Here is a 23,605-nt window from a genome sequence, read left to right on the forward strand (position 1 = left end):
GCCAGATAAGATGATTGGTGGCGCTGATCCGCGAAGAGAAGGCATTGTATTAGGGCAATAACCCTCGTGAATAGATCAAGTAATCGCAGTGGCGAAGAGCTCGATTACTTGGTGTGTTTGTTCCCTTAATCTATGGCGCCATGCAATGGCGTTTTTTTGTTTTTTTCTTGAGGAAGTGACGGTCGCGAGTGTGCGCTGATGATGTCACTATTCTCTCCCCCTCGTTGCGAATTTCTGCCTTGTTTGTGCATCTATTTTGGATTGATGCAGTCACTTTAAATCGTTCTACAAAATGCGTGACGAAACAAATTGAGAAATTTGACCTGGACACTGAACAGGTAGGACTTTTGTCCTCTCGATATGATTGGCCCAGCGGTATGCTTAGCCGCAGAATTACTAATACAACAAAATGATTTGGCTGCTATCGCTTGTATGCGTAAACAAGTGTGAAAATAGCAGCACGATCAATAAAGGCGAACCCAATGAACGTACTCGTTATCAATGGCCATCCTAATTTAGATAAATCTTTCGCCAATGCTGAAATTTTAAAATTGTTTGCACAGCATACTGATTGGCAGCTTGCTCATACGGCAGATTTTGCTGGTGATATTGCTACAGAGCAGCAGCGCTTGTTAGCCGCAGATCTGGTGATTGTGCAATTTCCTCTTTACTGGAGCACTTTCCCATCAGTAATGAAAGAGTGGATTGATCAAGTGTTCACTTACGGTTTTGCGTTTGGCCCTGATGGTAGCCAACTCAAAGGCAAAAAATTGCTGTTTTCAATCACCGCGGGTGCCACCGCTCAGTCTTATTCAGAAAGCGGTTTTAACTTTATGCCTCTTGAGCAATACCAGCGTGCTTTTGAACACGCTTTTAAAGCGGCGGAAATGCACATTCTCGACACGGTTGTTACGTTTGAAATGAATGCGATTCCAGAAGAGGGAGGCGATGCAGAGCAAACCATCGCACTGGCTCATGAACACGCAAATAAAATCATCAATCTAGTCAACGCACACATCGGATAAATCATTATGTTTCAATCATTAATTGGTATCGCCGTACTTCTTGGCGTAGGGTTCGTCTGCTCTGAAAACAGAAGCAAAATTAGCTGGCGTGCGGTGGTTGGTGCGTTTGCAATCATTTTTGTGGTGGCGGGTTTTGTATTGGCAACCGATATTGGTGCAGACGTTCTTCTTGCGGTTTCAAATACGGTAGGGAATGTTTTTAGCTATGGCGCGGAAGGGATCAAGTTTGCTTTTGGTAGCTTGGTTAACTTCAGTGTTGATGGCATTGGTTTCGTTTGGGCGTTACAAGTGCTGCCACAAATTATCTTTACTGCGTCACTGACTTCTTTGCTTTACTACTTGGGTATTATGCAGTGGTTTGTGCGTATTATTGGCGGTGGTTTACAACGTGTGTTGGGTACCTCTCGTGCTGAATCTATGAACGCGGCGGGTAATATCGTACTGGGGCAAACCGAAGCGCCGTTGTTGGTTAAACCTTATCATCGAGTGCTAACCCGTGCACAGATCTTCGCCATTATGGTGGGTGGTCTTTCTTCTATCGCAGGTTCAATCCTTGCTGGCTTGGCGGGCATGGGGGTTGATTTGAACTACCTCATCATGGCGTGCTTTATGTCTGCGCCAGCAGGCTTGATGTTTGCCAAACTGATCATTCCTGAAACGGAAACGACGATCGATGAAGTACCAGAGTTGCCAGACAATGAACGACCAACCAGTTTTATCGATGCGATTGCCAAAGGCGCAATGGCCGGTATTTCTATCGCTGCGATTGTCGGTGCGGTCATCATTTCATGTATCGGTTTGATGGCGATGTTAAATGGCGGACTGGGGGCAATCGGTGACTTTTTTGGCATTGCAGGCCTAACGGTAGATGTGATCCTTGGTCTGTTGTTTTCTCCGGTAGCATGGCTAATTGGTGTGCCGTGGAATGAGGCAATGGATGCAGGAGCATTCCTTGGTCAGAAAATCGCGTTAAACGAATTTGTTGCGTTTGCCAGCATGGGTGCTGTTGAGCTGAGTGACCGCACTACCGCTATCATGACCATCGCATTGTGTGGTTTTGCAAACATTGGCTCGGTTGCCATGGTTTGTGGAGCATTGAGCAGTATGATCCCAGAACGAGCTGGCGTAATTGGCCAGCTAGGTATGAAAGTTTTGCTTGCGGCGACATTGGCTAACCTAATGAACGCAGCGATTGTTGGTTTGTTTGTGTAACCAATAGCGTCGTAATCGCAACGCCAACGCCACTTGTATTGTTCGAGTGGCGTTTTTTTATTCGTAGGTATCTTTTTTATTCGTAGGTATCGAGGAATGCGCGTAGTGCTTGCTCGTCGACGATCTCCAACCCTTCTTCTCCTTTACGGATCAGATCTTTATCCATAAGCGTTTTCACGGCACGGCGATACACTCGTCCTGAAGTACCAAAACGCTCCGCTTCTTGATTCACCTTATCAAATCCATTAAAAGATGGACTAGTTTGCTGTTGCATCAATAGATCATAGGCAATGTTATAACTAATCGGGTGTAATAGACGGTTGGTGTAAATGTCGAGTGAGTCTTGGTAGTCATCGGCAAGGGCTGAGGCAAAGAAAAACAACATTTCAGGCTGTAAAAGCAGTTGTTCAGTGAGCTTTTTGATACAGATGATGTCAATTTGCATATGCTCATCAGCAACCACATTCCATTGGCATGGCGTTTGGGTAAAAAACTCCATCTCACCAAAGATATGATCATCACAGTTTGCTTCACCAAGCTGAAAACGGCGTCCATTGGCCGCTAAAATGCTCATCGAAACTTTTCCTGCTGGTACTATATAGAGATAATCCAGTGGCTCACCTTGAGTCAAAATCGCTTCACCAGCGTTGTAATAGCGGCTGCTTACCTGACATTGGTACATACAATCACGAAAATCGGCTCGCTTTTGATTTAGCAGGGCTTTAAAGCGTCCCGTTGTGGCTGGTTTTATTCTCATGGCTTTATTCTCATTACTCTAATTCCAAGCTGTTACTTTTGAATTATCTGCGGTGCGCAGCAAAGACGCCGATCATCCCGTGGATTAGTCTGGTTTTGCTTAAGTTGATATCGATCACACATCTTAGCCAAGCCTTACAACTGCAATCATTTTAAGGTGATGCGCAGGACAAAAGTCCTCCTGTATGCAACGAAAACTCGCCTAATATCGGCGTAGTTTAAACGCATTATGGCAGGAGTTCGATATGACTCTAGTTGAAATGGTGGCGACTTTTCCTCGCCAACCGTTTGCGGTTACATCGCCTTGCCTTAAAAAGAATTAGAGGAACAACCCATGCTTAAACAGCCCCATATTGGTGTCGATGAAAGCCAAGTAGCGCCATTAATGATTGTGTGCGGCGAGCCAGAGCGCGCAAATCGTATTGCGAGTCTATTTGATGAGGCTGCAATGGTGTCGGAAAATCGCGAATACCGCATCTTCACGGGTCAGTACAAAGGTGTTCCAGTGTCAGTATGTAGCACAGGTATCGGAGCACCTTCGATGATCATTGCGGTTGAAGAGCTTAAGCAATGCGGCGTCACTCATATCATCCGTGTTGGTTCCGCTGGCGCGATGCAAACAGGGATTCAATTGGGGGAGCTGATTGTAGCCGAGGGCGCAGTACGTGACGAAGGTGGATCAAAATCCTACATAGGTGCCGCATATCCTGCGTATGCGAGCTTTTCATTGTTAACGGCGTTAAACGGGTACTTAGCCAAGCAAACCACACCGTATTATTTTGGCACGGTTCGCTCACATGACAGTTTCTATACCGATGATGAAGAGTCAATTTGCCAATATTGGAATAAAAAAGGCATCCTTGGTGCGGATATGGAAACATCGGCACTGTTTGTCGTTGGTCGCTTACGCGGCCTGCACGTCGCTTCTATCTTAAATAACGTCGTACTTTATCAACAAGACGTAAAAGAGGGGGTTGACCAATATGTCAATGAAGCGGCAAGCATGATGCAAGGTGAAAGACTGGCTTCGTTGGCGGCATTAGAAGCGTTGATCGCTCAATAATGCTCCTTTCCCAAACACGCTTCCTCCCTACCTTATAAACGCCGTTCGTGATGGCGTTTATGAGCCCTTGTTCCTCAGGCATAGCAGCTTAGCCATAGCTTATTAGACCTGGCCTCTTCGACGTTGCCTCTTAAACATGGCCCCTGAGAAATGATCCCTTAGATGCATCTATTTGCCATCGCCTTATTCAACCTGCACAGTGGTGAAATCATACGACTGTGATGGAATCGATATGTAACCAGTTGATTTATGTTGCTTATCTGCCAAAAGGCTAGCATGATTCGCCTTTACCATTTGCCCGGCTATCACCGATAAGTGGCGGTTTATAGGTGGTCCCAATAAACATAGAGGTTGGTTATGAATTGTTTCGCTATTCTCGAAAAATCAGATATTAAAATTGCCGTAAACCTGAATAAAGAGACATCTGAGGATGAGCTAAATGCCCTCAAACTAGAGGGTTACAAGGTTATTTTGGAGCAAGTAGAGGCTGAAAGCTCAAGCGACGCTTTACAACGCGCTAAGCAGTTAAAGAAAACCAAGGCAACAGCGCAGATAGAATATCAGTCAAAATATAAAACAGGGCTACTGGTCGGAAAAATCATCGCCGTGATTGGTTGGCTAATGATGATTGTTGGCATCGAAAATATGCTGGCAGGCTCTGTTAGAACGATGGATCAGTACATCTGGAGTTATGGGATCATGTTTAGCGCTATGCTGCCGGGTTTTGGTATCTTCCTATCTGGACTTTTCTCTGTTGCGGCGAGCCAAGTGATTAAGGCGACCGTGGATAACGCTGACAATACCCACCGAATTTATCTACATCTCAAGGGCGAATAGCGACGATAACACTCGCGCTTAGATTGAGTGAGCGAATTAAGTTATGAAATCGATTCTTATTGTATTGGTTATGGTTGCGACCTCGGCTCCCGTTTGGGCGCATCAAAGCTCAGAACCCCTGCAAAAGACAAATTTTGATGGGTATTACCAACGTTTTATCGACAATAAGCCGGATAGTGATAGCGCCTATATAGAAATAACTCAGCAGCAAAACGGCGAGTATTTGGTCTCAGGCTCTGCCGTTTGGGTGATGGATGCATCAACAGGCAGTGTTAATGTTGGCGATATTTATGGCGAGTTTCCGGAGCAGGATAATCGCTTGTACTATGACCTTGAGGAATGCCGGATAACCATTACCTTTACGCAACAAGCGCTTATCGTGAGTGATGATAACATGCAGTGTGGTGGTATGAATGTGTCGTTCAATGGCCATTATCGTAAAGACAATGAGCAAAAAATGGCGCACTCACAATGATAGGCGCAAGGCTTTCACAAGTACCTGGCGTACTTTGGATGGTATTGGTGATGTGTTGTCTTGGGGTTGCGGTGCCACTCTATCTGCTCACTCAGTTTAACGCCTCTTTTGAGTGGCCGACGACTAAAGGGGTTGTGATTGATACATGGTTGGAGCGATATCACAGCAGTCACAGCGATCATGAATATTATAATGTGGGCGTTGAATATATTTATACTGTCGACGATCAACTGTTCCATAAAAAGGACAAGAACGATATCACTGGGATAATCCCTGATTACTCTCTTGAAGAGGCGCAAGCACTGGCCGCAGAGTTCCCCAAAGGCGAGATGATCGATGTCTATTACAACCCAGAGAGTCATAGCACTGCCTTGCTTAAACCAACAAAGAATCTGATTATGTTGATTTTTCCATCATTTTTCGGCTTGGTTTTGCTCATACTGCTGTATGTGATTTACCGTTTTATGCGGGTTAAACCGAAAGATTTTTGGGATTGTTGAATGCCAGTTGCGATGGGTTTAAATGGCGTTGTAGGGCATCATGATTCGATTTGAATGTGATGAAGAGCGGCTAAAAGCGAGAATAAAGTACAGTATGAGGCTGGCTTATTTAATGCTGTGTGTGGGCGTGTCGATTCATTATTTAGAACCGGCATGGCTTGCTGCGATTGGCCAATGGTCTGGATTGACATTGTTCACCGGCCTGTTTCTGATTTTTAATGCCATTGAGAAACGCGCAAGTGCAGATTTGGCGCTACACCGAGGTGAAGTGTTGCTGATCGATGAAAAGCATCTTGAGTTTCAGCAACTCTCATCTGGTTATACATTTAAAAAGAGTCTTGAGGAGATTGAATCAGTCTCCCTCACTCAATGGTTTGGCGTGCCGTCAATCAAGATTCGTTTTCGCCACAATCAGTTCTATCAGTTGCGATGGTTCAAAGATTCTCCAGCGCTTTATCAGGTATTGAAACGGCAAGAGGCTTGGTTGAAGTCTGCCTAACCCGCCGTTTAAATATCGAGCAGCGCTTGCGGTAGCTGAAACTGTTATTGCAGCCGTTTACTATTAAGCGATAGTATACGGGCTGTTTTATTGGTAAAGATTTCATTATGTCAGATGAAGAATTAGCGCTAGAGTGGATGCGCCAGCAAGCATACAAAGTTGATCCTTACCTTGGATCTCCGTCATTTGATGAGTGCGTTGAGCTTATCGGCCCGGCATTTAAAAAGGGAAAAAGTGTTGCTCAACTTCGGTTTCTATTGGGTGAGGCAGATCGTCGTGCCGGTGCCGCAGAGCGTAAACACGCCGCTTTAAAGTATGCCAAAGAAAAAAGCCCTAACGCAGGTCAAATCCTACGTTTACAAAGCAAACTTCAACAAGTTGAATTAGCGTTGAAACTGGCCACTGGCGACAACAATATGACGATCTCGCAATTCTGCTCAGAGTATGATGTGACCAAGCGCGACGGTAACAATGCTTGGCATGAAATATTGGTTCAGCAGAGTAAAAAAAAGTAATGACTCCCCGTTAGTATTGGCTCGTGATTACTCAGTTTTGAGTAACTTGAGCCGATGCCAAAGACGACCATCAATAGCCGATAACCCGAGCGCGATCAGTGTCATGCCGAGGAAATGAATCAGGCCCAAAGATTCATTGAGGAACATTGAGCCTAACAGCACCGCAGAGACCGGGACAAGTAAAGTCACCAGCAGCAAATTAGTCGCTCCTGCTAACTCAAGAATTTTGAAATAAAGCACATAAGCCACTGCGGTGGAGATAATCGCTAGGCCTGAAATAGCTAGCCAAGTATCGATTTGGACTGCTTCTACCTCCAGCGGACCATCAATGAACAATGCCATTGGTAAGAGCACCAGGGTGGAAGCGGTAACTTGTCCTGCAGCCGTAATCAGCGGACTCACGCCGAGGGTTTTGAATCTACGTCCATACACGCCGGCAAACGCGTAAGAAATGGTCGCGGCAACAATGGCCAACTGGGCCAACAATTTGCCTTCGCCACCTAAGGCCGGCAAACCAATCATTATCACCACGCCAACAAAGCCGATAACAACCCCCAGTAACTTTAATGGGGTAGGGCGTTCATCCGGTAATAACATTCCTGCCACCACGACGGTGAATATGGGCGTTGCGGCATTCAATATTGATGCGAGTCCTGAGGCAATTTGAGTTTGTCCCCAGACGATGAGCATAAATGGGATTACGTTGTTTAATAGGCCCATTCCTAAGAATGAGAACCAAATTTTCGAGCTATTGGGCGGACGCAAGCCAAGTAAAATAGCCAGCGTCCACAGCGCGACAGCGGCAATACCAACCCTGAGTGTCACGATGGTTAAGGGTGGCAGCTCATTAACCGCAATACCCACAAAAAAGAAAGATCCTCCCCATAATATGGAAAGTAAAAAGAGCAGTGCCCATACTTTTGCGTTCATTGCGTGGCTAATAGAAGTTGTCATAGTCGCTTGAGTCTGTGTGATTAATGATCACTACCATACTAGCCAGGCGATTAAATGCAAAACATCCCATAAGCCGTTCGAGCCCTTCACTGCATATGGAAAAATTCCATTGGGGTACTTATTTCTTGCCATTGAGTGTTAGTTAGTAAGGGCAGTTTAGGTCGTGAACGCTGAGGCTTAAAAGCACACTCTTACGAACGGCAGGAAAGATAAAGCGTTAAAGGCTCTTTAAAGTGTCTCCAGCGTGGGATAAAAAAGCTATAGCTGGTTGGTATTGGGAACTATAATAGCCACAGAATCTAGGATGATGTTTTTTCAAGTAATTTAGCGTTACAGAACCGATGACATCGTCTCAATAAACCCAATTGAACCAGTAAGCTGTTTGGAGTCAAACCTTGAGTGATAAATTAACCGTTGTCATTATTGAAGATGAGCCTGCTATTGCGGACAACCTTATCCATGTTTTGGAAATGGATGGCTACCAAACCCAATGGTTCGCGACAGCGGGTGAAGGTTTGTCTTTTTTACAGGCAAACATGGCGGATTTATTGGTGCTTGATGTTGGATTACCCGATGGAAACGGCTTTGAATTGTGTAAAACCATTCGTGATTTTTCTGACATTCCCATCATCTTTCTCACTGCTCGAAATGATGAAATTGATCGCGTTGTTGGGCTAGAGATCGGCGCCGATGATTACGTCACCAAGCCGTTTAGCCCTCGAGAAATGGTGGCAAGGGTTAAGTTGCGTATTAAACGTCGAGTGCCGAGTTATTCTCAAGCGAGTGTGGAAGCCATCAATCACGCTCAAAAGGATCTGCAACCCCCCCAGCCTACTATGGAGGCTGAATTGTTGCCGCATAACTTCGATTATCAGCTTAATGGTCAGTCCCTTGGCTTAACGGCGGTGGAGTTTAAAATTCTCGATAAATTAATCTTGCTAAAAGGCCATGTGTTGAGCCGTGAGCAGTTGATGATCGCTGCCGATATGGCCGCTGAAGCGGTCTATGAGCGCAATATTGATACCCATATCAAGGCAATTCGCAATAAGCTGAAACCTTTTGGTCTGGCTGCGCGAATTGGGACCAAACGTGGCTTTGGTTACTTTTATTCAGCTAAGGGTGAACTATGATTCGTTGGCCGAAAATTCCTCTCGGTTTGAGACTTTTTTCCCTCTATTTTTTGCTGGTAGGAATGACCGCTTATATGGTCAGTACCATAGTGATTCAAGAACTGAAACCAACAGTACGTCAAACAACCGAGGAAACATTGGTGGATATGGCGAATTTACTGGCGGTATTTGTACAAGAGGACGTAGCCAACAACCAGATTTCAGAGAGTCGCTTTGCAAGACTACAGGCGGCTTATGGTCAGCGTGATCCAGAGTCACAGTATTGGGAGGTGGGGAAAAAAGCGGTTGATCACCGTATCTATATTACCAATCAGCAAGGTATCGTGATTGCGGATTCTTGGCAGCAAGATGTTGGTAAAGACTATTCACAATGGAATGATGTTTATTTAACGCTACGTGGCCAATATGGTGCTCGAAGCACAACTGAAAATCCTAACGATCCGTCATCGACAGTGATGCACGTCGCGGCGCCTATTTATCATAATGGTGAGATCATCGGCAGTGTGACGGTGGCAAAAGCCAATCGCTCAGTGCAACCATTCATCGACCTCTCTAAACGCAATGTGTTGTATTGGATGGTATTGATGAGTGGCTTGGTGCTGGTGGCGGGTGCGCTGTTCTCATGGCGCATTCATTCGGCACTCAATCAATTGGAAAACTATGCCCAAAAAATGGGGCAGGGTGAGAAGGTTGTGAAGCCGACATTCCGTGTATTCTACGAATATGGCACGTTGAGTGACGCGTTGGAGAACATGCGTCGTCAACTTGATGGAAAGCAATACGTAGAACAATATGTGCAAACTCTCACGCATGAATTAAAGAGTCCTTTGTCGGCGATCAAAGGTGCTAGTGAGATCTTACAGATGCCACTATCACAAGAAAAAACGACACGCTTTGCCAGCAATATTGAGCGAGAAAGTGATCGAATGCAGTCATTGATCGATAAATTGTTGGAGTTGGCCCGATTAGAAAAAAGACCGCAGTTGGAAGAAAAAGAGCGTATTCATTTAGGTTCAACTCTCAATGAGATCCTCCAAGCATCAGATGCACGGTTAAGCGCTAAATCAGTACAAAGTCACATTGAAATACCGGCAGAAATAGAGATTTATGGTGATCACTTTTTATTTCAGCAAGCACTGTATAATTTGATGGATAACGCTCTTGATTTTGTTGAGCAAGATGGTGAGATCAAATGGCAGGTTACGCCACAAAACAGTGGTGTGTTGATATCGATATACAATAGTGGCCCACGGATACCCGATTACGCGATGACGCGTCTAACGGAACGTTTCTATTCTCTCCCTCGTGCCAATGGGGTAAAGAGTACGGGGTTGGGGCTTAATTTCGTCGAACAAGTAGCGAAATTGCACAATGCTAAGTTGAAAATAGAAAATGTAGACGGGGGCGTGAAGGTGACCATTGCTCTCTTAGTACAATAAGTCTGGTCACTAATTGAACATCAACTCCATTAAATCTCCATATTAGCTCCATTTATTCTCCAAATTGATGTTTTAGTATGAAAACATCAATTTAGGAGAGTGTCTCGTGAAAAAAATCCTCAATAATCAGATCGTTAGTAAATTCGCGTTTGTTGTTTTTTTGTTCATCCTGTTACAAATTCCAGTCTCGATGGTGAGTAACCTCATTTCGGAACGCTCTGATCGTCAGCAAGATGTGCGTCGGGAAATTGCGCGTAGCAGCAGTGGTGAACAACGTATCGTTGGCCCTTTTATTCATGTTAATTATACCGAGATGGATAGCCATGAGGGCAAAACGTATTTGAGTGAGCGCGAAGCATATCTATTACCTGAAACGTTTGATATGAACGCTAACCTCGAGAGCTTCGCCAAGCATCGCGGGATCTATCAGGCGCGTTTATACAAGGCGGACACACAACTCAAAGGTCAGTTTGATTTGAGACCACTACGCCACTTACACAGTGGTAACGTTAAATCGATCAGCGTGGTGGTGGCTATTCATGATAGTCGAGGATTACTCAAATTGAATCAAATGACGATTGGTGAGCAGCCAATCACTGTGACCCCAGGAACGGACATCAATCAATTCACTCAAGGCTTCCATACTCGGTTGAATTTTACTCACCTAGACCTCACTCAGCCGCTCGCATTTGATTTCAAATTTTTATTGCAAGGCATGGGGCAACTGCAAGTGACACCGATTGGTAAGAACACGACGGTAGAGCTGGCTTCGGAATGGCCACATCCAAGTTTTAGTGGTGATTATTTACCTATCGCTTCGGATATTTCAGAAGCGGGTTTTTCAGCGCAATGGGCAAGTAATAATTTCTCGTCCAACATTACTCAATTGTTCCAACGTTGTATGGCCGATTCTTCAGCATGCTATGAACTTGAGCGCCGTCAAATGGGGGTCGATTTGATCGATCCGGTGGATCACTACCTAAAATCTCACCGTGCAGTGAACTATTCACTATTGGTAATTACCTTGGTCTTCGCGAGTTTCTTTCTGCTTGAAATCTTCCAAGCACGTATGATGCACCCTATTCAATATGGCTTTGTTGGGCTAGCTCTAGCGCTGTTTTATTTGTTGTTGATTTCTCTTAGTGAGCATACAGGGTTCAATTTTGCGTACGTAATTTCAGCGCTCGCCTCTACTGCTTTATTAAGTGTCTATGTCGGAGGAATGTTGAAAAACAGCAAAAATGGCATGGTGTTCGGCGCAAGTTTGTTACTGCTGTATGGTTTGTTATTTGGTCTACTGCAAGCAGAAAGCTACGCCTTGTTGATGGGGACACTGCTGTGCTTTGCAATTCTTAGTTTGGTGATGGTTCTGACGAGAAATGTCGATTGGTATGCGCGTAGCCAACGAGCGTTACCCGACACGAATCAAACGCTCGATGCAACGACGGATCGCTCGACTAACACTGCGAGCCAAACAGAGAACAACAGTGATGAAATCTAAGTTGAATAATATGGTGATGGCATGCGAGGTTAAAGCAAGCCAGAGGATCTATACGTTGTTATGTCGCCATCTACGTTTTTCTCTACGCTATGCCGTGATCGCTCTTTGTTGGTTAGTGGTGTTGGTCAATATTGCATTGTTTGTTGATGACACGTTTATCCGGCCAACCTTAGGTGATGTGTTAGTGGTGGTGTGGCTTTACTACACGATCCGTAGCGTGGTCGATTTTCCTGCGCGCTGGCTTGTATTGGTGACGGTGATGATTGCTTATATGGTGGAGTTCGCTCAGTACTTGAAAGTGCCCGCGTTATTGGGATTAGAGCCGGGCTCACCGTTAAGTATCATCTTGGGCGCGACGTTTGATTGGTTAGATCTACTGGCCTATTCGGCCGGGGCAATCATGTGTTGGCTAGTAAGTCGAGAACAGGGCATCAACAATGAGTATTAACAAGCCACAGAGTATTTGTCGAAAAAGAGTGCGTGCAGGCTTGTTGGAAAAGGCGGCTCAATGGGCGGCGAAACAGAAATCTAACGCTACCCTTAGCCACCAGAGTGAAAACCAACACGAAATTAAGTGCGGTTATGGAGTTTATGATGCATCACTGAGTAGTTGATTGATGATATGTAAGTGTGCGTCATGTCCATATGCTTGGTATTGTGCAATACAGCTCCAAGTGAGTTTGATGACATGGGTATCTGAACTTTGGCGGATTGTTTCCAAGTCCAATTGATCTAGTGGGCAGTCTGTATATGACACTTGCGTTTGATAGGTTAGTTGTTCAACCGATAGCACGGCGGCTAAAACTGCAGACCAGTAGTATTGCAATGCTTGTTGTGAATTTTCACAATAGGGCAAGATCAGTTGCATCGCATGGCAACTGGTCACCGCGTGTAACACAGTAAAATCACGGGTGTGCAAATAGAGTTCAGCAAAGAGTTGGCTAAATTGTGACAGCGCAGCTTCCCTAGGGAATTGATTTATTGCGCTAAAACGATCATCTTGGATTACTGCACGCATACGTTGGGTGATTGAGTTCGCTGTCACTGAAGAATCAGTAAATTCACTTAGCGCATTGTCGATAATATGAGCGGCAGTGAGATCACTGTTAACTGGATGGTTAATCGGCAGGTAATGGGCGGCCATGTGCGCCAAACCAAACGCCACTTCAGTGCTATTGCTTTCTTGTAAGCCATAGCTTAAACGGATCATGGCATGAAAAGCTGAAGAACCACACCCTTGGATCAAGGTATCGATATGTTCTTTTGTGACGGCGGAGATGCCGTGATCCGATATTTGTGCCTTAAAGTAGGACAAGTAATCATTGAATGCATCATGGTCACCCAGATTCAGACGCCATTCAAACCCGCTGGTCAGCTCATGCTCTTCAAGTGGTATTAAGCCGTCGCGATAATCGGCATAGAAAGAGGCCAATTGAGAGTCGCGAGCCCCGAGTTTACTCAGTGCAATTAATGCCATGGGTAGGTGATTCGTATTACCAGAGACACCGGTTTCTATCCCATAGATTTGCGCTTGTTCAAGTCGTTGTTTTAGCATTTATCATCCTTAATAATATGTTATCTATCCTGATGAAATTGAGTCTAAAACCTCAGGTTAAGTTTAGGTCAAGCACTTAATGGTTAACTTGGAATTGGATCGTATTTGAAATGCGCCCGACTTACTAGGTTATTTGGTTGCTAGCACTGTTTACTTAATTTAGCTTGTCGCCTAACAGCAACACCTCATGGCTTGGGCTAAGAACGAAACAGGATTTGAATAGAGTATGAAGAAGAGAGCGATCGTTGTTTCGTTGACGATGTTAGGGTTATTGACGGGCTGTGCGGCTGCGACAGGAAGCGTTGATCAATCAATACGAGAGGCGAGGAGTACATTGAAAGACTACGCTTTGGCGTCTTGCCTTATTGCGATTGATCCGCAGAATCCGTTAGCGCGAGATCTCGCAGGTATGAAACGTGCGCACTCTTTCATGGGTAAAGGTAAATACAGGATTGTTCAAGATCAGCATACATTTGAAACGCTCAGTGATCCCTATGTAGAAGCCGCGAACTTTATGATTCAGCAATCTGAACGCTTGGTTGGCGTAATGAAAAATGGTCAGCGTTCAAAAAGTTATGGTTGTTTTCAGGTATATCACTCCCAAGCGTTTAAAAATCTTATCGCAGAGCAAGATCGCTTTATATTCTTAGCTGAAATGAAATAGTGTTTTATAGATAATGCCAAAGTTGCTAATTATCATGACTCTCTTTCTGTCTCATAGTTGGGATGTTCGTTGCATCTATTTCGTTGGTCCGTTGATTGGTGGTTATTGGTCACAATCTAGATGGGTTGGACTTTTTTAAAGATGATATATTTTATCATCTCGCTATATTGTGCAAAATTCACCCATAAAAGGTAACAGTGAGAATGGCTGCTTTAGGAAAAATCACCGTCATTAGTCTTTGTGTTTTGTCACTTAGCGCATGTACATCTAGCGATCAATCGCGAATTCTCAAAGATATTACCGATAGCGCAATTGGCTCGGTTATTAACACAGGTACAGGTGGTAGTACGACAAATAGTCAAGTCACGGATACGCGTAGTACTAATGGTGGTAAAGAAAAATTCTATATTACTCAAGCGACGGTTCATGAGCCTGATTTTGGTGATGTTTCGATTACTACGGCAAAAAATCCTAGTGGTTTAACCGAAGCGGCGTTTGGCAATATAGTGCATAAAGACAGCAATGGTAAAATGGCGGCAACCGTTTACTTATTTCCGGTTACGAGCGAAGGATTCCTTGTTCGTCAGGCGGTAACAATGCACCGTGATCTTGTCGTGGTACTTAACAGTGGAAAGTACTATCTGAAAGCTCAATCTAAGCAGGATAAATTGATTGCAACGGGGTTTGTCGACATTCAAAAAGGGGTGACGAATAAGCTAAACCTTGGATTAGAATAATCGGATTAAGCTGTCATCATTTATTGAGTTGATACCGTTTATTAAGACCGTTATATCTATTATTGGAATATGACGGTCTTATTGATTTTCAAGCTTGTCCAGTCTGATTAATTTTCTTCAAACATCACAATAGCTTGCTACTTGTCTTACTTGTTCAACTGCTCTTTTGCTGCTTCTACTTTAGCAAAGTCTAAGCCTAGCTCAAGCACCGCTTCTTTAATCAACGCAGGGTTTTGCATGACCTGGCCCATCAATAATTGCAGTTTGTCTTGTGGCAAGCCTAATTGGCTGATGGTTGCCATTGCTGCTAGAGGATTTTGAGTCAGTGTTTGAAAAATCTCACCGATTTGTTGATCGCTAATATTGTTCTCTTTCAACAATGCAATAATTGGGTTCATTACGTTTCCTATTCATACCACATTAATTCAAATTGCAGTTTAGCATTTGCCGCTAGGGGGTAGCTAGATTTTAGTGCTGGGTTACGCTTCGAGTGTTATGAGCCAGCCAAGATGGCAGGCTCACGAAGAGTTAAGTGTGGTGGCTGGGATTTATTGGTTGGCTTGCTGGTGATGCTGAGTGAGTTGTTTAAAAAGCATATCTTTTAGCTCGACGCGCTGCAGTTTCAGTGCTTGCATGTTTTGGTCATCTATCGGGCTGTCTGAGATTTCTAATTGACGGATATCGTAATCCAATACGTGGTATTGCTGGAGATCGGCTTTGAATTTTGGGTCATCATGATTGAGCTGGACAATATCTAACTTAAGCTCAGGAAAATCTAAGATAAAAGCATGGTTTTCATTTAGCATCGGCATTCTCTTTTCTGCATGATTTTCCTCAGTATAGAAGCTATCTCAGCAAAGAACTGTGGCATAAAACCCAAACTGATTAGCGCACTGTGGATTTAGGGAAGGTCTATTTGTGAATGATTCCACACGGTAAAGAGAGCGCGCGTTGACGTATAGATGCGTTTTTTCTTCTGTTACGATAAAAATATTCAATCGAGCAAACGTTTGCGCGGCGTGCGTATTGAGTTAGAATCAGCCGCACATCAAAAATGGTGATGCTGATAACACTTTTCTCTTCATTTGCATCCCATCGATTCAATTTTTTGAAACGCCAAAACCAGAAACACCACAATTAGAAACACGAATCCACGGTTTGCGTCGCTTATTAGCGCATGCAGGCTTTGTACAACCTAAATTTGCCGTTGATAACTTTGTTTATTAAAAGTTACCAGTCGCTAAGTACTCAAGTTACTATGAATACTCACCAAGCTAATCACTCAACCACGAACATTGATGAAAAAATCTCGATCCCACGCTCGCTTTCTTTAGGTGCTCAGCACGTATTGGCGATGGATCTATATATTGTGCCGATTATCCTCGCGAGTTTGCTATCGTTAACCGTGGCAGATACTTCCTCTTTGATTCAGATGACGTTTGTCGTGGCGGGTCTTGCGACCATTATTCAATCGCGTTGTTTATTGAAGTTACCAGTGATGCAAGGGCCATCTTACATTCCTATTGGAGCCGTCGCAGCTATTGGCAAAACGATGGGAATGGGTGCGGTATATGGCGCATTGATTCCGGTGGCAATTTTCGTCGCTCTATTGGGCAAACCACTGAATATATTTAGTAAACTTGTACGTAAGTTTGTACCACCTATTGTTGGTGGCACGGTCATCATCGTGGTGGGGATTTCACTTCTACCGGTTGCTTTTAATGGTATTTACACCGGTGAAGCTGCCAGCCAAAACATCGTGATTGCCTTAGTGAGTATTGTTTCTCTGTGCAGTTTTATTTTACTTGGGTGTATGCATAAGCGTCTGCATTGGCTGCGTTTAACATCGGTACTTGGCGCGATCATTCTCGGCACGATTGCCGCGACCTTCTATGGCATGAGTGATTTCTCATCGGTAACAACCGCTGCGTGGGTACAACTGCCAAGCTTGCTACCATTTGGTGAACTGACCTTTGATCCTGTCGCGATCATGACCATGCTATTTATCTCAATGATTGTTTTGGTTGAGACAACCGGTACGTGGTGCGCGGTCAGCGCCGTAACGGGTGTCGAGCTTGAAGATGAGCGCCTTAACCGTGGTGCAACGGGTGAAGCTGCTGGTCATTTCCTTTGCTCGCTGCTTGGCGGTAGTCCAGTGACAGGTTACTCAACTAATGCAGGTATTATTGCCGTAACTGGTGTTGCCTCACGTCGCGCGATTATCGCCGGTGGTTTTATCCTATTGTTGCTGGGCTTAATGCCAAAACTCACCAGCTTAATTGCATCGATTCCTCACGCGGTTATCTCAGGCATTTTCTCAGTAATCTGTGTGGTGATTGCGATGAACGGTTTCCGCGTTATCCAACATATTCAATTATCTGAGCGTAATATGCTGGTGGTAGGCTTACCGATTATGCTGTCACTGGGTACGGTTTTAATGCCACGTGAACTGGTTTATGCCTTGCCAGAGTTAGTCGGTTACCTAGTCAATTCAGGTATTGCGATTGGCGCATTAGCGGCGGTCATTCTTAACTTTATTCTTCCTCAAGATCGTGCTGCAAATGAAACACCCGTTGAGAGTGAGGCATAACAATGAATACCCCAATCTATAATACGAATCATATCCAGTTTGCGATCGTCGGTGACACTTTTCATACGCCGATTAAAGGTGAATTTGAGTTCATCCGTGCTTACCTCATTTTGGTTAATCTTGATGGTGATATTGATGCCACCTTTACTCCGGAGCATCCAGACTATCAAGCGTTGCTGACGGCATTAGCTGAGCAAGGAAAATTGCAAACATTACGCCAAGGTCAGTACTTGATGCCGGGCTTAGTGGATTTGCATTGTCACGCGCCGCAATGGCCACAAGCGGGCAAAGGTTTGGACTTGCCTCTCTATGATTGGCTACAAAATTACACTTTCCCATTAGAAAATCGCTATCAAGATGTCGAGTTCGCACAAGCGATCTATCAAGACGTGACGAAAACGCTGCTGGCAAACGGCACAACCAGTGCGGTTTATTTTGCTTCAATTCATCGCGAATCTACTGAGCTGTTGGCGCAAACCTGTTTGGATCTTGGTCAACGTGCTTATGTGGGTAAGATCAACATGGATAACGTTGAACAGTGTCCAGATTTCTATCGTGAAAATGATATTGCCCAAGCGTTTGCCGAAACCGAAGCGTTCGTTAGCAATGTTTTTGCATTACAAGGCAACGACAGCGGGTTAGTCAGCCCAGTGATCACGCCCCGTTTTGTGCCAAGCTGCACACCAGAAATGCTCAATAAGCTCGGCTCCTTAGTGCAAAAATACGATCTACACATGCAAACTCATTGCTCTGAAAGCGATTGGGCACGCGATTATGCTTTGCAGCATTATGGTAAGAGTGATGTGCAGATCTACGCGGATGCAGGCTTATTAAATAACAAATCAGTGTTGGCACACTCTATCTTTTTAACTGAGCACGATGTGGAGCTGATTAAGCAGTTCAACGCGGGGATTGGCCACTGCCCACTCTCCAATATGTTCTTTGCTAATGCGGCAATGCAAACCCGAGAGCTGCTGGATAGCGGAGTACAAATTGGTTTGGGTAGTGATATTGCCGGAGCGCCATCACCTTCAATTTTCCGAGCGGCCTTTGATGCGGTTGCCCACTCGCGAGTACGTGAAGAAGGCGTTGACGTGACGGTAGCGGCTGGTGAGCGCGGAACGGCTAACGCCCGCATCAGTTTTGTAGAAGCGTTTTGGATGGCAACCGCAGGTGGTGCTCAAGTGCTCGATGCTAGAACGGGCGTGTTAAGTGCTAAGCATCATTTTGATGCCCTGGTGCTTGAAGCAAGCCCATTGATTGGCAATTTACGTATTTGGCCAGAATTTGATACACCACGTGACATCTTAGAAAAGATGGTTTGTTTAGCGCAAAAAGAAAACATCCAACAAGTTTGGGTACAGGGTAAACGCGTTATTTAGCCAGTGCTGATAGTGATAGGAAGTAAAAAATAGACAAGTCATGGCTTGTCTATTTTTTTGCACAATGTTTACGTTGCCAAGTTCGAGCTAAAAGCAAACATTTTACTCATGTTGATGCCTATGTTGCGATAGAGCCCATAGAATATCCAAGCAAGAGCAGTATAAAATCTGCATCGCTAAGTTACTGTTAAAATGGATTATAAAACGCTCATGAATCATAGATACAAGATCACGTTTCTCGCTTCGTCTCTCTTATTATCGGGTTGTTTTGGTGAAAAAGTACCACCACCATCAACGGTTACCTGTCATGAACAAGCGGTGGGGAGTTACCTCGAAGTAGCAGGAAGTCGTTATCTTGTGGTCGATGATGTTAGCGTTCGAGAACCGTCTAACCTCGCTCAGTTAGCTGCGGGTACGCTGAAATACTGTACAAGTCATGTGACGAACATGCAGGAATTGTTCTTTACCAATAAGACCTTCAACCAAAACATTGGTGATTGGGATACGTCGCAGGTGACCGATATGGGATGGATGTTTCACTTTGCCCATGCCTTTAACCAACCCATTGGTTTGTGGGACGTAAGCAAGGTTAAAAACATGACAAGTATGTTCACTCGATCTGCCTTTAACCAACCTATTGGTGACTGGAATACGGCACAAGTGACCGATATGAGCGGCATGTTTTCAGATACCTCATTCAATCAAGACATTAGTCGCTGGAATACGTCTCAAGTACAGAACATGGCCGTCATGTTTTCCGATACTCGCACATTCAACCAAAACATTAGTACTTGGGACACGCAAAATGTGACCGACATGAGCTACATGTTCGACTCTGCTGCGGCATTTAATCAGCCCATTGGTAATTGGAATACGTCTCGCGTGCAATTTCTTTCAGGGATGTTCTCCCAAACAAAGCAATTTGACCAACCTATAGGTGAGTGGGATACCTCCAAGGTGACTAAAATGGATTCCATGTTTGATGGCGCATTACGTTTTAACCAAAATATTGACCAATGGGATACTGCAAATGTTGTCGATATGAATGCGATGTTTATGGAAAACCCCATTTTCAATCAACCAATAGGGGAGTGGGATACATCCAAAGTGGTCGACATGAAATATATGTTTTGGGAAGCTGCCGCATTCAACCAGCCGATTGGTCAGTGGGATATTTCCAACGTAAAAAACATGAGCTTTATGTTCCGCAGCACGCAAGCGTTTGATCAAGACATCAGTCAATGGGATGTATCCCAAGTGACTGAAATGGACTTTATGTTTAGTGATACCAAGGCTTTCAATCAAGATATTAGCCAGTGGAAGATTAATCCCGATGCTTACTATCTCTCGATGTTCGCAGGAGCAGAAGCTTTCAATCAAGATCTGAGTGCGTGGGGAATTGCTCGCAGTAGCCTTGCGCTTTATCCCAAAGAGCTATTTGGCAATAAACTACTAAAGTGATCGTTGGCGAGCGAATCGGTCGCTAGATGAATGAAAATCGTCACATGAAATCAAAAAGAGGCAAACGTCGGTTTGTCTCTTTTTTTGTTTAATTTGTCTGTTGCGCCTCTTGTTGATCATGTCGCTGTCTGGCCTAGAGAATGCGTGGCTCAATGACGCAGTTTTTTGCGATTTCTTTATTTCTACTGCGACCGTTTTTAACCGCAACTTGTCTCAACTCCATCCGGTTTAACACCGTCCCGCCGCTGAAAATAATCCTCTTTTAAAGACCAGTTCGGTTCTATTTATCTCATCGATTTATGCTCATTTGGCTATGTTTTGGTTGGTAGCAAAATTTGAGCTGTTGTTAGTTTGTGTGGCTTGTTTGGTGAGCTGTTGAAACAAAATCGATTGTTTTGCTGAATACTTGTTGGTGCGTCGGGCGGTGGAAATAGCCTTGAATAGGTGATCTTGTGCCCAGTCTATGGTGTTTTTGAACGAATGTTTCGGCTACGAGTATTGTTTTTTTGTGTTTTAAATTCAATTTTTTACGTGTTTATTTTCGTTTGTTCCTACCCGATTAATATCAATTTGAAACGTCACATTTTTATATATTGAAAGTTATTACATCATTTTGTGACTTTTGTCATATTTTGTCTTTTGTTGATCTGTATACTGCCGATTGTCGAACAATAGATAGTTAACTGTTAATCGCAAAACAGAGAATATAACAATGAAAGCAATAAAACTTTCTCCTACAGACAACGTAGCGACGCTACTGGGTGACGTGGAAAAAAACGAATTAGTAGAAATTATTTCCGCGGACAATGAAGTGATCGCAGAAGTGAATGCTCTGCAGAAAATTACCTTCGGCAATAAGATCGCGCTTTGCGACGTGGCGAACGGTGAACATATTTTGAAATGCGGTCACTCAATCGGTAAGTCGATTGTTGAAATTCCATTGGGTCAACTTGTTCATGTGCAAAACGTTCGCAGTGAGCGTTTAGACATTCCAGAAGCGATCATCGAAGAAATCATTAAACAAATGGGGATTGAGCAATAATGACGACCACATTTAAAGGCTACCCACGTCCAAACGGCACATTTGGTATTCGTAACAGCGTGATGATTGTTGCGATTGATGAATGTTGTGAAGGCATTGCGCGTAACATCAGTAAAGAAATTGAAGATTCAGTTGTTGTGACTAACCACTACACCTGTATGTACGGCGGCAATGAAGAGATGATCGATACTATCATCCATACTGCGACTAACCCGAACATTGCAGGCGTACTTGTTATCGCGATGGGTTGTGGCTCAATTGACCCACAAATGATTGCCGAACCAGTGCGCAAAGAAGGTTTACCTGTTCACGCGCTTACCGTAATCAAAAACAAAGGTACCATCGAAACAATTAAAGATGGTGTTGATCTAGCAAAAGAGCTAAAAGCATACGCGGATAGTGTAGAGCGTGTTGATGCTCCGGTATCTGCATTACGCATCGGTATCAAGTGTGGTGGTTCTGATACTTCAAGTGGCCTTGCTTCTAACCCATCAGTGGGCGCGGCATCAGACAAGCTAATCGACATGGGCGCAACTACCATGGCGGGCGAATTGCTTGAGCTATTAGGCTGTGAAGAGATCTTAAAAGAACGTTCAGTGACACCGGAAGTGGGTGAAAAAATTGAACGTCTGATCGCGGAAGACTTGAAACGCTGGCACGTAATCGAAGGCACAGAAACCATGTCTATCGGTAACAGTGTGGGCGGTTTAACAACGATTGATGAAAAATCTCAAGGTGCAATGCACAAGACAGGTACTCGTCCAATTCAAGACTGTCTGCGCATTAGCCATGTTCACCGTGAGAAACCAACCACGCCAGGTTTTTACTTAACTGAAACCACAATGTTGTGCGGTGGTGCAGCAATGCACTTTGCCTCACTTGGTTGCCAACTTATTCTATGGACTGCAGGTGCTGCAGGCTTTAACAACTCAATCGTTCCAGTAATTCGAGTGTCTGGTAACAGCTCTCTTATTACGGCTGATATGGATATCAACGCTTGCGGAATTATGGATGCAACAGACACTATCGACAATGTCTCTGACCAGATCATTGCTCGCGTGTTTGATGTTGCAAGCGGTGAGCCGACCAACCTAGAAGGTGTTGGTTATGCTTATGCTTCTCTGTACCAAAAAGATCAACGTTTAGAACACGTTATCGGTATTTGCCCACAATAATATTTACCAAAAATAATAATTGTTGCCCAAGTAAATACTGAATCCTACCTCTTTGCGTTACTTGGGAATATCCCAAAGGCGTTATTGCAACGCCTTTATACGAGAATATAAAAATGAGTAAACCTGCACCAAACAAATCACTTGGTCTAACTATTGCCCTTGTCTGTGCTGCCCTTTGGGGTGCGTCGTTTCCACTTGGTGGCGTGCTAGCTGGTAAGCTAGATCCTGTCGTACTGGCGATTGCACGTTACGCGATTGCAACGCTAGGTTTTGTTGTTCTATTCATGTTTTCTAAAAAGCATACATTGAAGAAAATTCAAAATAAAAAAGATGGTTTCCTTTTGGCTGCAGCAGGCGTTTCTGCTCAAGCGATCTTCTTTTACTTCACTATCCTAGCATACGAATACACGTCGTCTGGAGAAATTGGTGTTATCAACGGTATGGCTCCATTCCTAACCATGCTTGCGGTATTCGTGATTGATAAAGTGAAGCCGTCTGCACCAAAAGTATTTGCGGTTGTGCTTTCTCTAGTGGGCGCGGGCGTGATTGCTTACGACCCATCAAACAAAATCCAAGGTCTAAACCTAGGTCACCTATTCGCTCTATTCGGCGTACTAGGCTTTGTGACTTACAACTACATCCTTGGCAAATTTGGCTCTGATCTGAACTCTCGCTACGACACGTTCTCAAGCTGTTTCTACCAATTTGGTGCGGCAACACTTGCTCTACTTGTTCTTGGTGTTGTCACTGGCGCAGATTTCACTACGGCATCGGTACTGGTTGAAAACGGTAAACACATCGGCAGTATCCTAGCACTTGGCTTGCTATGTTCAGGTATTGCATACGCGCTATGGGAAGTGGCAACACTGAAAACGCAAGATGCGGTTATCACTACGATGGCACTAAACGTTCTACCTCTATTTGCCATGATCGTCGCTTACTTCCTACTTGGTGAGTTAATGACTGTGCAAAAACTGGCTGGTGTTGTGACCGTAGTTATCGCGCTATGTATCTACACCGTTGGTGACCGATTCATGAAGAAGCCAGTTGTTCAACCTGCTGTTGATGAAAAAGCGGCTGCTTAATCCTTATC

25 protein-coding genes are annotated in these 23,605 nt (G+C 44.3%); 20 read left to right on the forward strand and 5 right to left on the reverse strand.

What is annotated here, in order from left to right:
- Positions 1-482: 482 nt before the first annotated feature.
- Positions 483-1,025, forward strand: a complete 543-nt coding sequence (locus RH85_RS15555) for an NAD(P)H-dependent oxidoreductase (protein WP_006713654.1) — start codon at positions 483-485, stop codon at positions 1,023-1,025.
- A 6-nt stretch (positions 1,026-1,031) separates the two neighbouring features.
- Complete coding sequence (locus RH85_RS15560; RefSeq protein WP_006713655.1) at positions 1,032-2,237, forward strand: NupC/NupG family nucleoside CNT transporter; 1,206 nt, start codon at positions 1,032-1,034, stop codon at positions 2,235-2,237.
- Positions 2,238-2,313: 76 nt separating this feature from the next.
- Here RH85_RS15560 and RH85_RS15565 read toward each other — a convergent pair whose 3' ends face one another.
- Entirely contained in the window at positions 2,314-2,994 is a 681-nt protein-coding gene (locus RH85_RS15565) for a Crp/Fnr family transcriptional regulator (RefSeq protein ID WP_006713656.1), read from the reverse strand.
- 333 nt (positions 2,995-3,327) lie between these two features.
- Here RH85_RS15565 and RH85_RS15570 point away from each other — a divergent pair, with 333 nt between their 5' ends.
- The 6 genes from RH85_RS15570 to RH85_RS15595 all read left to right on the forward strand — a co-directional run bounded on the left by RH85_RS15570 (position 3,328) and on the right by RH85_RS15595 (position 6,882).
- A complete protein-coding gene (locus RH85_RS15570; protein WP_006713657.1) occupies positions 3,328-4,056 on the forward strand; it encodes a nucleoside phosphorylase in 729 nt (242 codons plus the stop codon).
- Between the two features lie 357 nt (positions 4,057-4,413).
- Positions 4,414-4,893: a hypothetical protein gene (locus RH85_RS15575; RefSeq protein WP_006713658.1), complete on the forward strand. Its 480-nt coding sequence runs from the start codon at positions 4,414-4,416 to the stop codon at positions 4,891-4,893.
- Between the two features lie 43 nt (positions 4,894-4,936).
- Positions 4,937-5,368 (forward strand): hypothetical protein, encoded by a 432-nt coding sequence (locus RH85_RS15580; protein WP_006713659.1) that lies wholly within the window; start codon positions 4,937-4,939, stop codon positions 5,366-5,368.
- On the forward strand, positions 5,365-5,868 hold the full coding sequence (locus RH85_RS15585; protein WP_006713660.1) for a DUF3592 domain-containing protein: 504 nt from the start codon (positions 5,365-5,367) through the stop codon (positions 5,866-5,868). The genes RH85_RS15580 and RH85_RS15585 overlap by 4 nt, the downstream gene beginning before the upstream one ends.
- Positions 5,869-5,908: 40 nt before the next feature.
- Positions 5,909-6,367, forward strand: coding sequence for a hypothetical protein (locus tag RH85_RS15590; RefSeq protein ID WP_050799204.1), 459 nt, complete (start codon positions 5,909-5,911; stop codon positions 6,365-6,367).
- A 107-nt stretch (positions 6,368-6,474) separates the two neighbouring features.
- A complete protein-coding gene (locus RH85_RS15595; protein ID WP_006713662.1) occupies positions 6,475-6,882 on the forward strand; it encodes a hypothetical protein in 408 nt (135 codons plus the stop codon).
- Positions 6,883-6,909: 27 nt separating this feature from the next.
- Here RH85_RS15595 and RH85_RS15600 read toward each other — a convergent pair whose 3' ends face one another.
- A complete protein-coding gene (locus RH85_RS15600) occupies positions 6,910-7,836 on the reverse strand; it encodes a DMT family transporter (RefSeq protein ID WP_039949163.1) in 927 nt (308 codons plus the stop codon).
- Between the two features lie 395 nt (positions 7,837-8,231).
- Here RH85_RS15600 and RH85_RS15605 point away from each other — a divergent pair, with 395 nt between their 5' ends.
- The 4 genes from RH85_RS15605 to RH85_RS15620 all read left to right on the forward strand — a co-directional run bounded on the left by RH85_RS15605 (position 8,232) and on the right by RH85_RS15620 (position 12,354).
- A complete protein-coding gene (locus RH85_RS15605) occupies positions 8,232-8,966 on the forward strand; it encodes a response regulator (protein ID WP_006713664.1) in 735 nt (244 codons plus the stop codon).
- Entirely contained in the window at positions 8,963-10,405 is a 1,443-nt protein-coding gene (creC, locus tag RH85_RS15610) for a two-component system sensor histidine kinase CreC (RefSeq protein ID WP_039949164.1), read from the forward strand. The genes RH85_RS15605 and creC overlap by 4 nt, the downstream gene beginning before the upstream one ends.
- Before the next feature lie 106 nt (positions 10,406-10,511).
- A complete protein-coding gene (gene creD / locus RH85_RS15615; RefSeq protein WP_006713666.1) occupies positions 10,512-11,906 on the forward strand; it encodes a cell envelope integrity protein CreD in 1,395 nt (464 codons plus the stop codon).
- Positions 11,896-12,354, forward strand: coding sequence for a ribosomal maturation YjgA family protein (locus tag RH85_RS15620; RefSeq protein ID WP_006713667.1), 459 nt, complete (start codon positions 11,896-11,898; stop codon positions 12,352-12,354). The genes creD and RH85_RS15620 overlap by 11 nt, the downstream gene beginning before the upstream one ends.
- 141 nt (positions 12,355-12,495) lie before the next feature.
- On the opposite strand, the gene RH85_RS15625 is transcribed toward RH85_RS15620, so the two are convergent.
- Entirely contained in the window at positions 12,496-13,461 is a 966-nt protein-coding gene (locus RH85_RS15625) for a questin oxidase family protein (RefSeq protein WP_006713668.1), read from the reverse strand.
- A gap of 226 nt (positions 13,462-13,687) precedes the next feature.
- Between RH85_RS15625 and RH85_RS15630 the strand changes: the two genes are divergently transcribed.
- Both RH85_RS15630 and RH85_RS15635 read left to right on the forward strand, forming a co-directional pair.
- Complete coding sequence (locus tag RH85_RS15630; protein WP_241210407.1) at positions 13,688-14,125, forward strand: hypothetical protein; 438 nt, start codon at positions 13,688-13,690, stop codon at positions 14,123-14,125.
- A gap of 203 nt (positions 14,126-14,328) precedes the next feature.
- The gene (locus RH85_RS15635) at positions 14,329-14,862 is read left to right on the forward strand and encodes a hypothetical protein (protein ID WP_006713670.1); all 534 of its coding nucleotides are present in this window, start codon (positions 14,329-14,331) and stop codon (positions 14,860-14,862) included.
- A 146-nt stretch (positions 14,863-15,008) separates the two neighbouring features.
- On the opposite strand, the gene RH85_RS15640 is transcribed toward RH85_RS15635, so the two are convergent.
- Together RH85_RS15640 and RH85_RS15645 are read right to left on the reverse strand one after the other, a co-directional pair.
- Positions 15,009-15,260 carry a DUF2999 family protein gene (locus RH85_RS15640; RefSeq protein WP_005595278.1) on the reverse strand — a complete coding sequence of 84 codons (252 nt, stop codon included), beginning with the start codon at positions 15,258-15,260 and terminating at the stop codon, positions 15,009-15,011.
- 150 nt (positions 15,261-15,410) lie between these two features.
- The gene (locus tag RH85_RS15645) at positions 15,411-15,668 is read right to left on the reverse strand and encodes an HP1242/YdcH family protein (protein ID WP_006713671.1); all 258 of its coding nucleotides are present in this window, start codon (positions 15,666-15,668) and stop codon (positions 15,411-15,413) included.
- Between the two features lie 452 nt (positions 15,669-16,120).
- Between RH85_RS15645 and RH85_RS15650 the strand changes: the two genes are divergently transcribed.
- The 6 genes from RH85_RS15650 to RH85_RS15675 all read left to right on the forward strand — a co-directional run bounded on the left by RH85_RS15650 (position 16,121) and on the right by RH85_RS15675 (position 23,597).
- A complete protein-coding gene (locus tag RH85_RS15650; RefSeq protein WP_006713673.1) occupies positions 16,121-17,452 on the forward strand; it encodes a solute carrier family 23 protein in 1,332 nt (443 codons plus the stop codon).
- A 2-nt stretch (positions 17,453-17,454) separates the two neighbouring features.
- Positions 17,455-18,834, forward strand: a complete 1,380-nt coding sequence (locus RH85_RS15655) for an amidohydrolase family protein (protein WP_006713674.1) — start codon at positions 17,455-17,457, stop codon at positions 18,832-18,834.
- Positions 18,835-19,044: 210 nt separating this feature from the next.
- On the forward strand, positions 19,045-20,295 hold the full coding sequence (locus tag RH85_RS15660; RefSeq protein WP_006713675.1) for a BspA family leucine-rich repeat surface protein: 1,251 nt from the start codon (positions 19,045-19,047) through the stop codon (positions 20,293-20,295).
- 712 nt (positions 20,296-21,007) lie between these two features.
- Positions 21,008-21,337, forward strand: a complete 330-nt coding sequence (locus RH85_RS15665) for a UxaA family hydrolase (RefSeq protein WP_005595295.1) — start codon at positions 21,008-21,010, stop codon at positions 21,335-21,337.
- Entirely contained in the window at positions 21,337-22,512 is a 1,176-nt protein-coding gene (locus RH85_RS15670; RefSeq protein WP_006713676.1) for a UxaA family hydrolase, read from the forward strand. Before RH85_RS15665 ends, RH85_RS15670 begins: the two co-directional genes overlap by 1 nt.
- Before the next feature lie 113 nt (positions 22,513-22,625).
- A complete protein-coding gene (locus RH85_RS15675; RefSeq protein WP_006713677.1) occupies positions 22,626-23,597 on the forward strand; it encodes a DMT family transporter in 972 nt (323 codons plus the stop codon).
- The last annotated feature ends 8 nt before the right edge of the window (positions 23,598-23,605 follow it).

The sequence above is a fragment of the Vibrio ichthyoenteri ATCC 700023 genome, assembly GCF_000222605.1.
Classification (GTDB): domain Bacteria; phylum Pseudomonadota; class Gammaproteobacteria; order Enterobacterales; family Vibrionaceae; genus Vibrio; species Vibrio ichthyoenteri.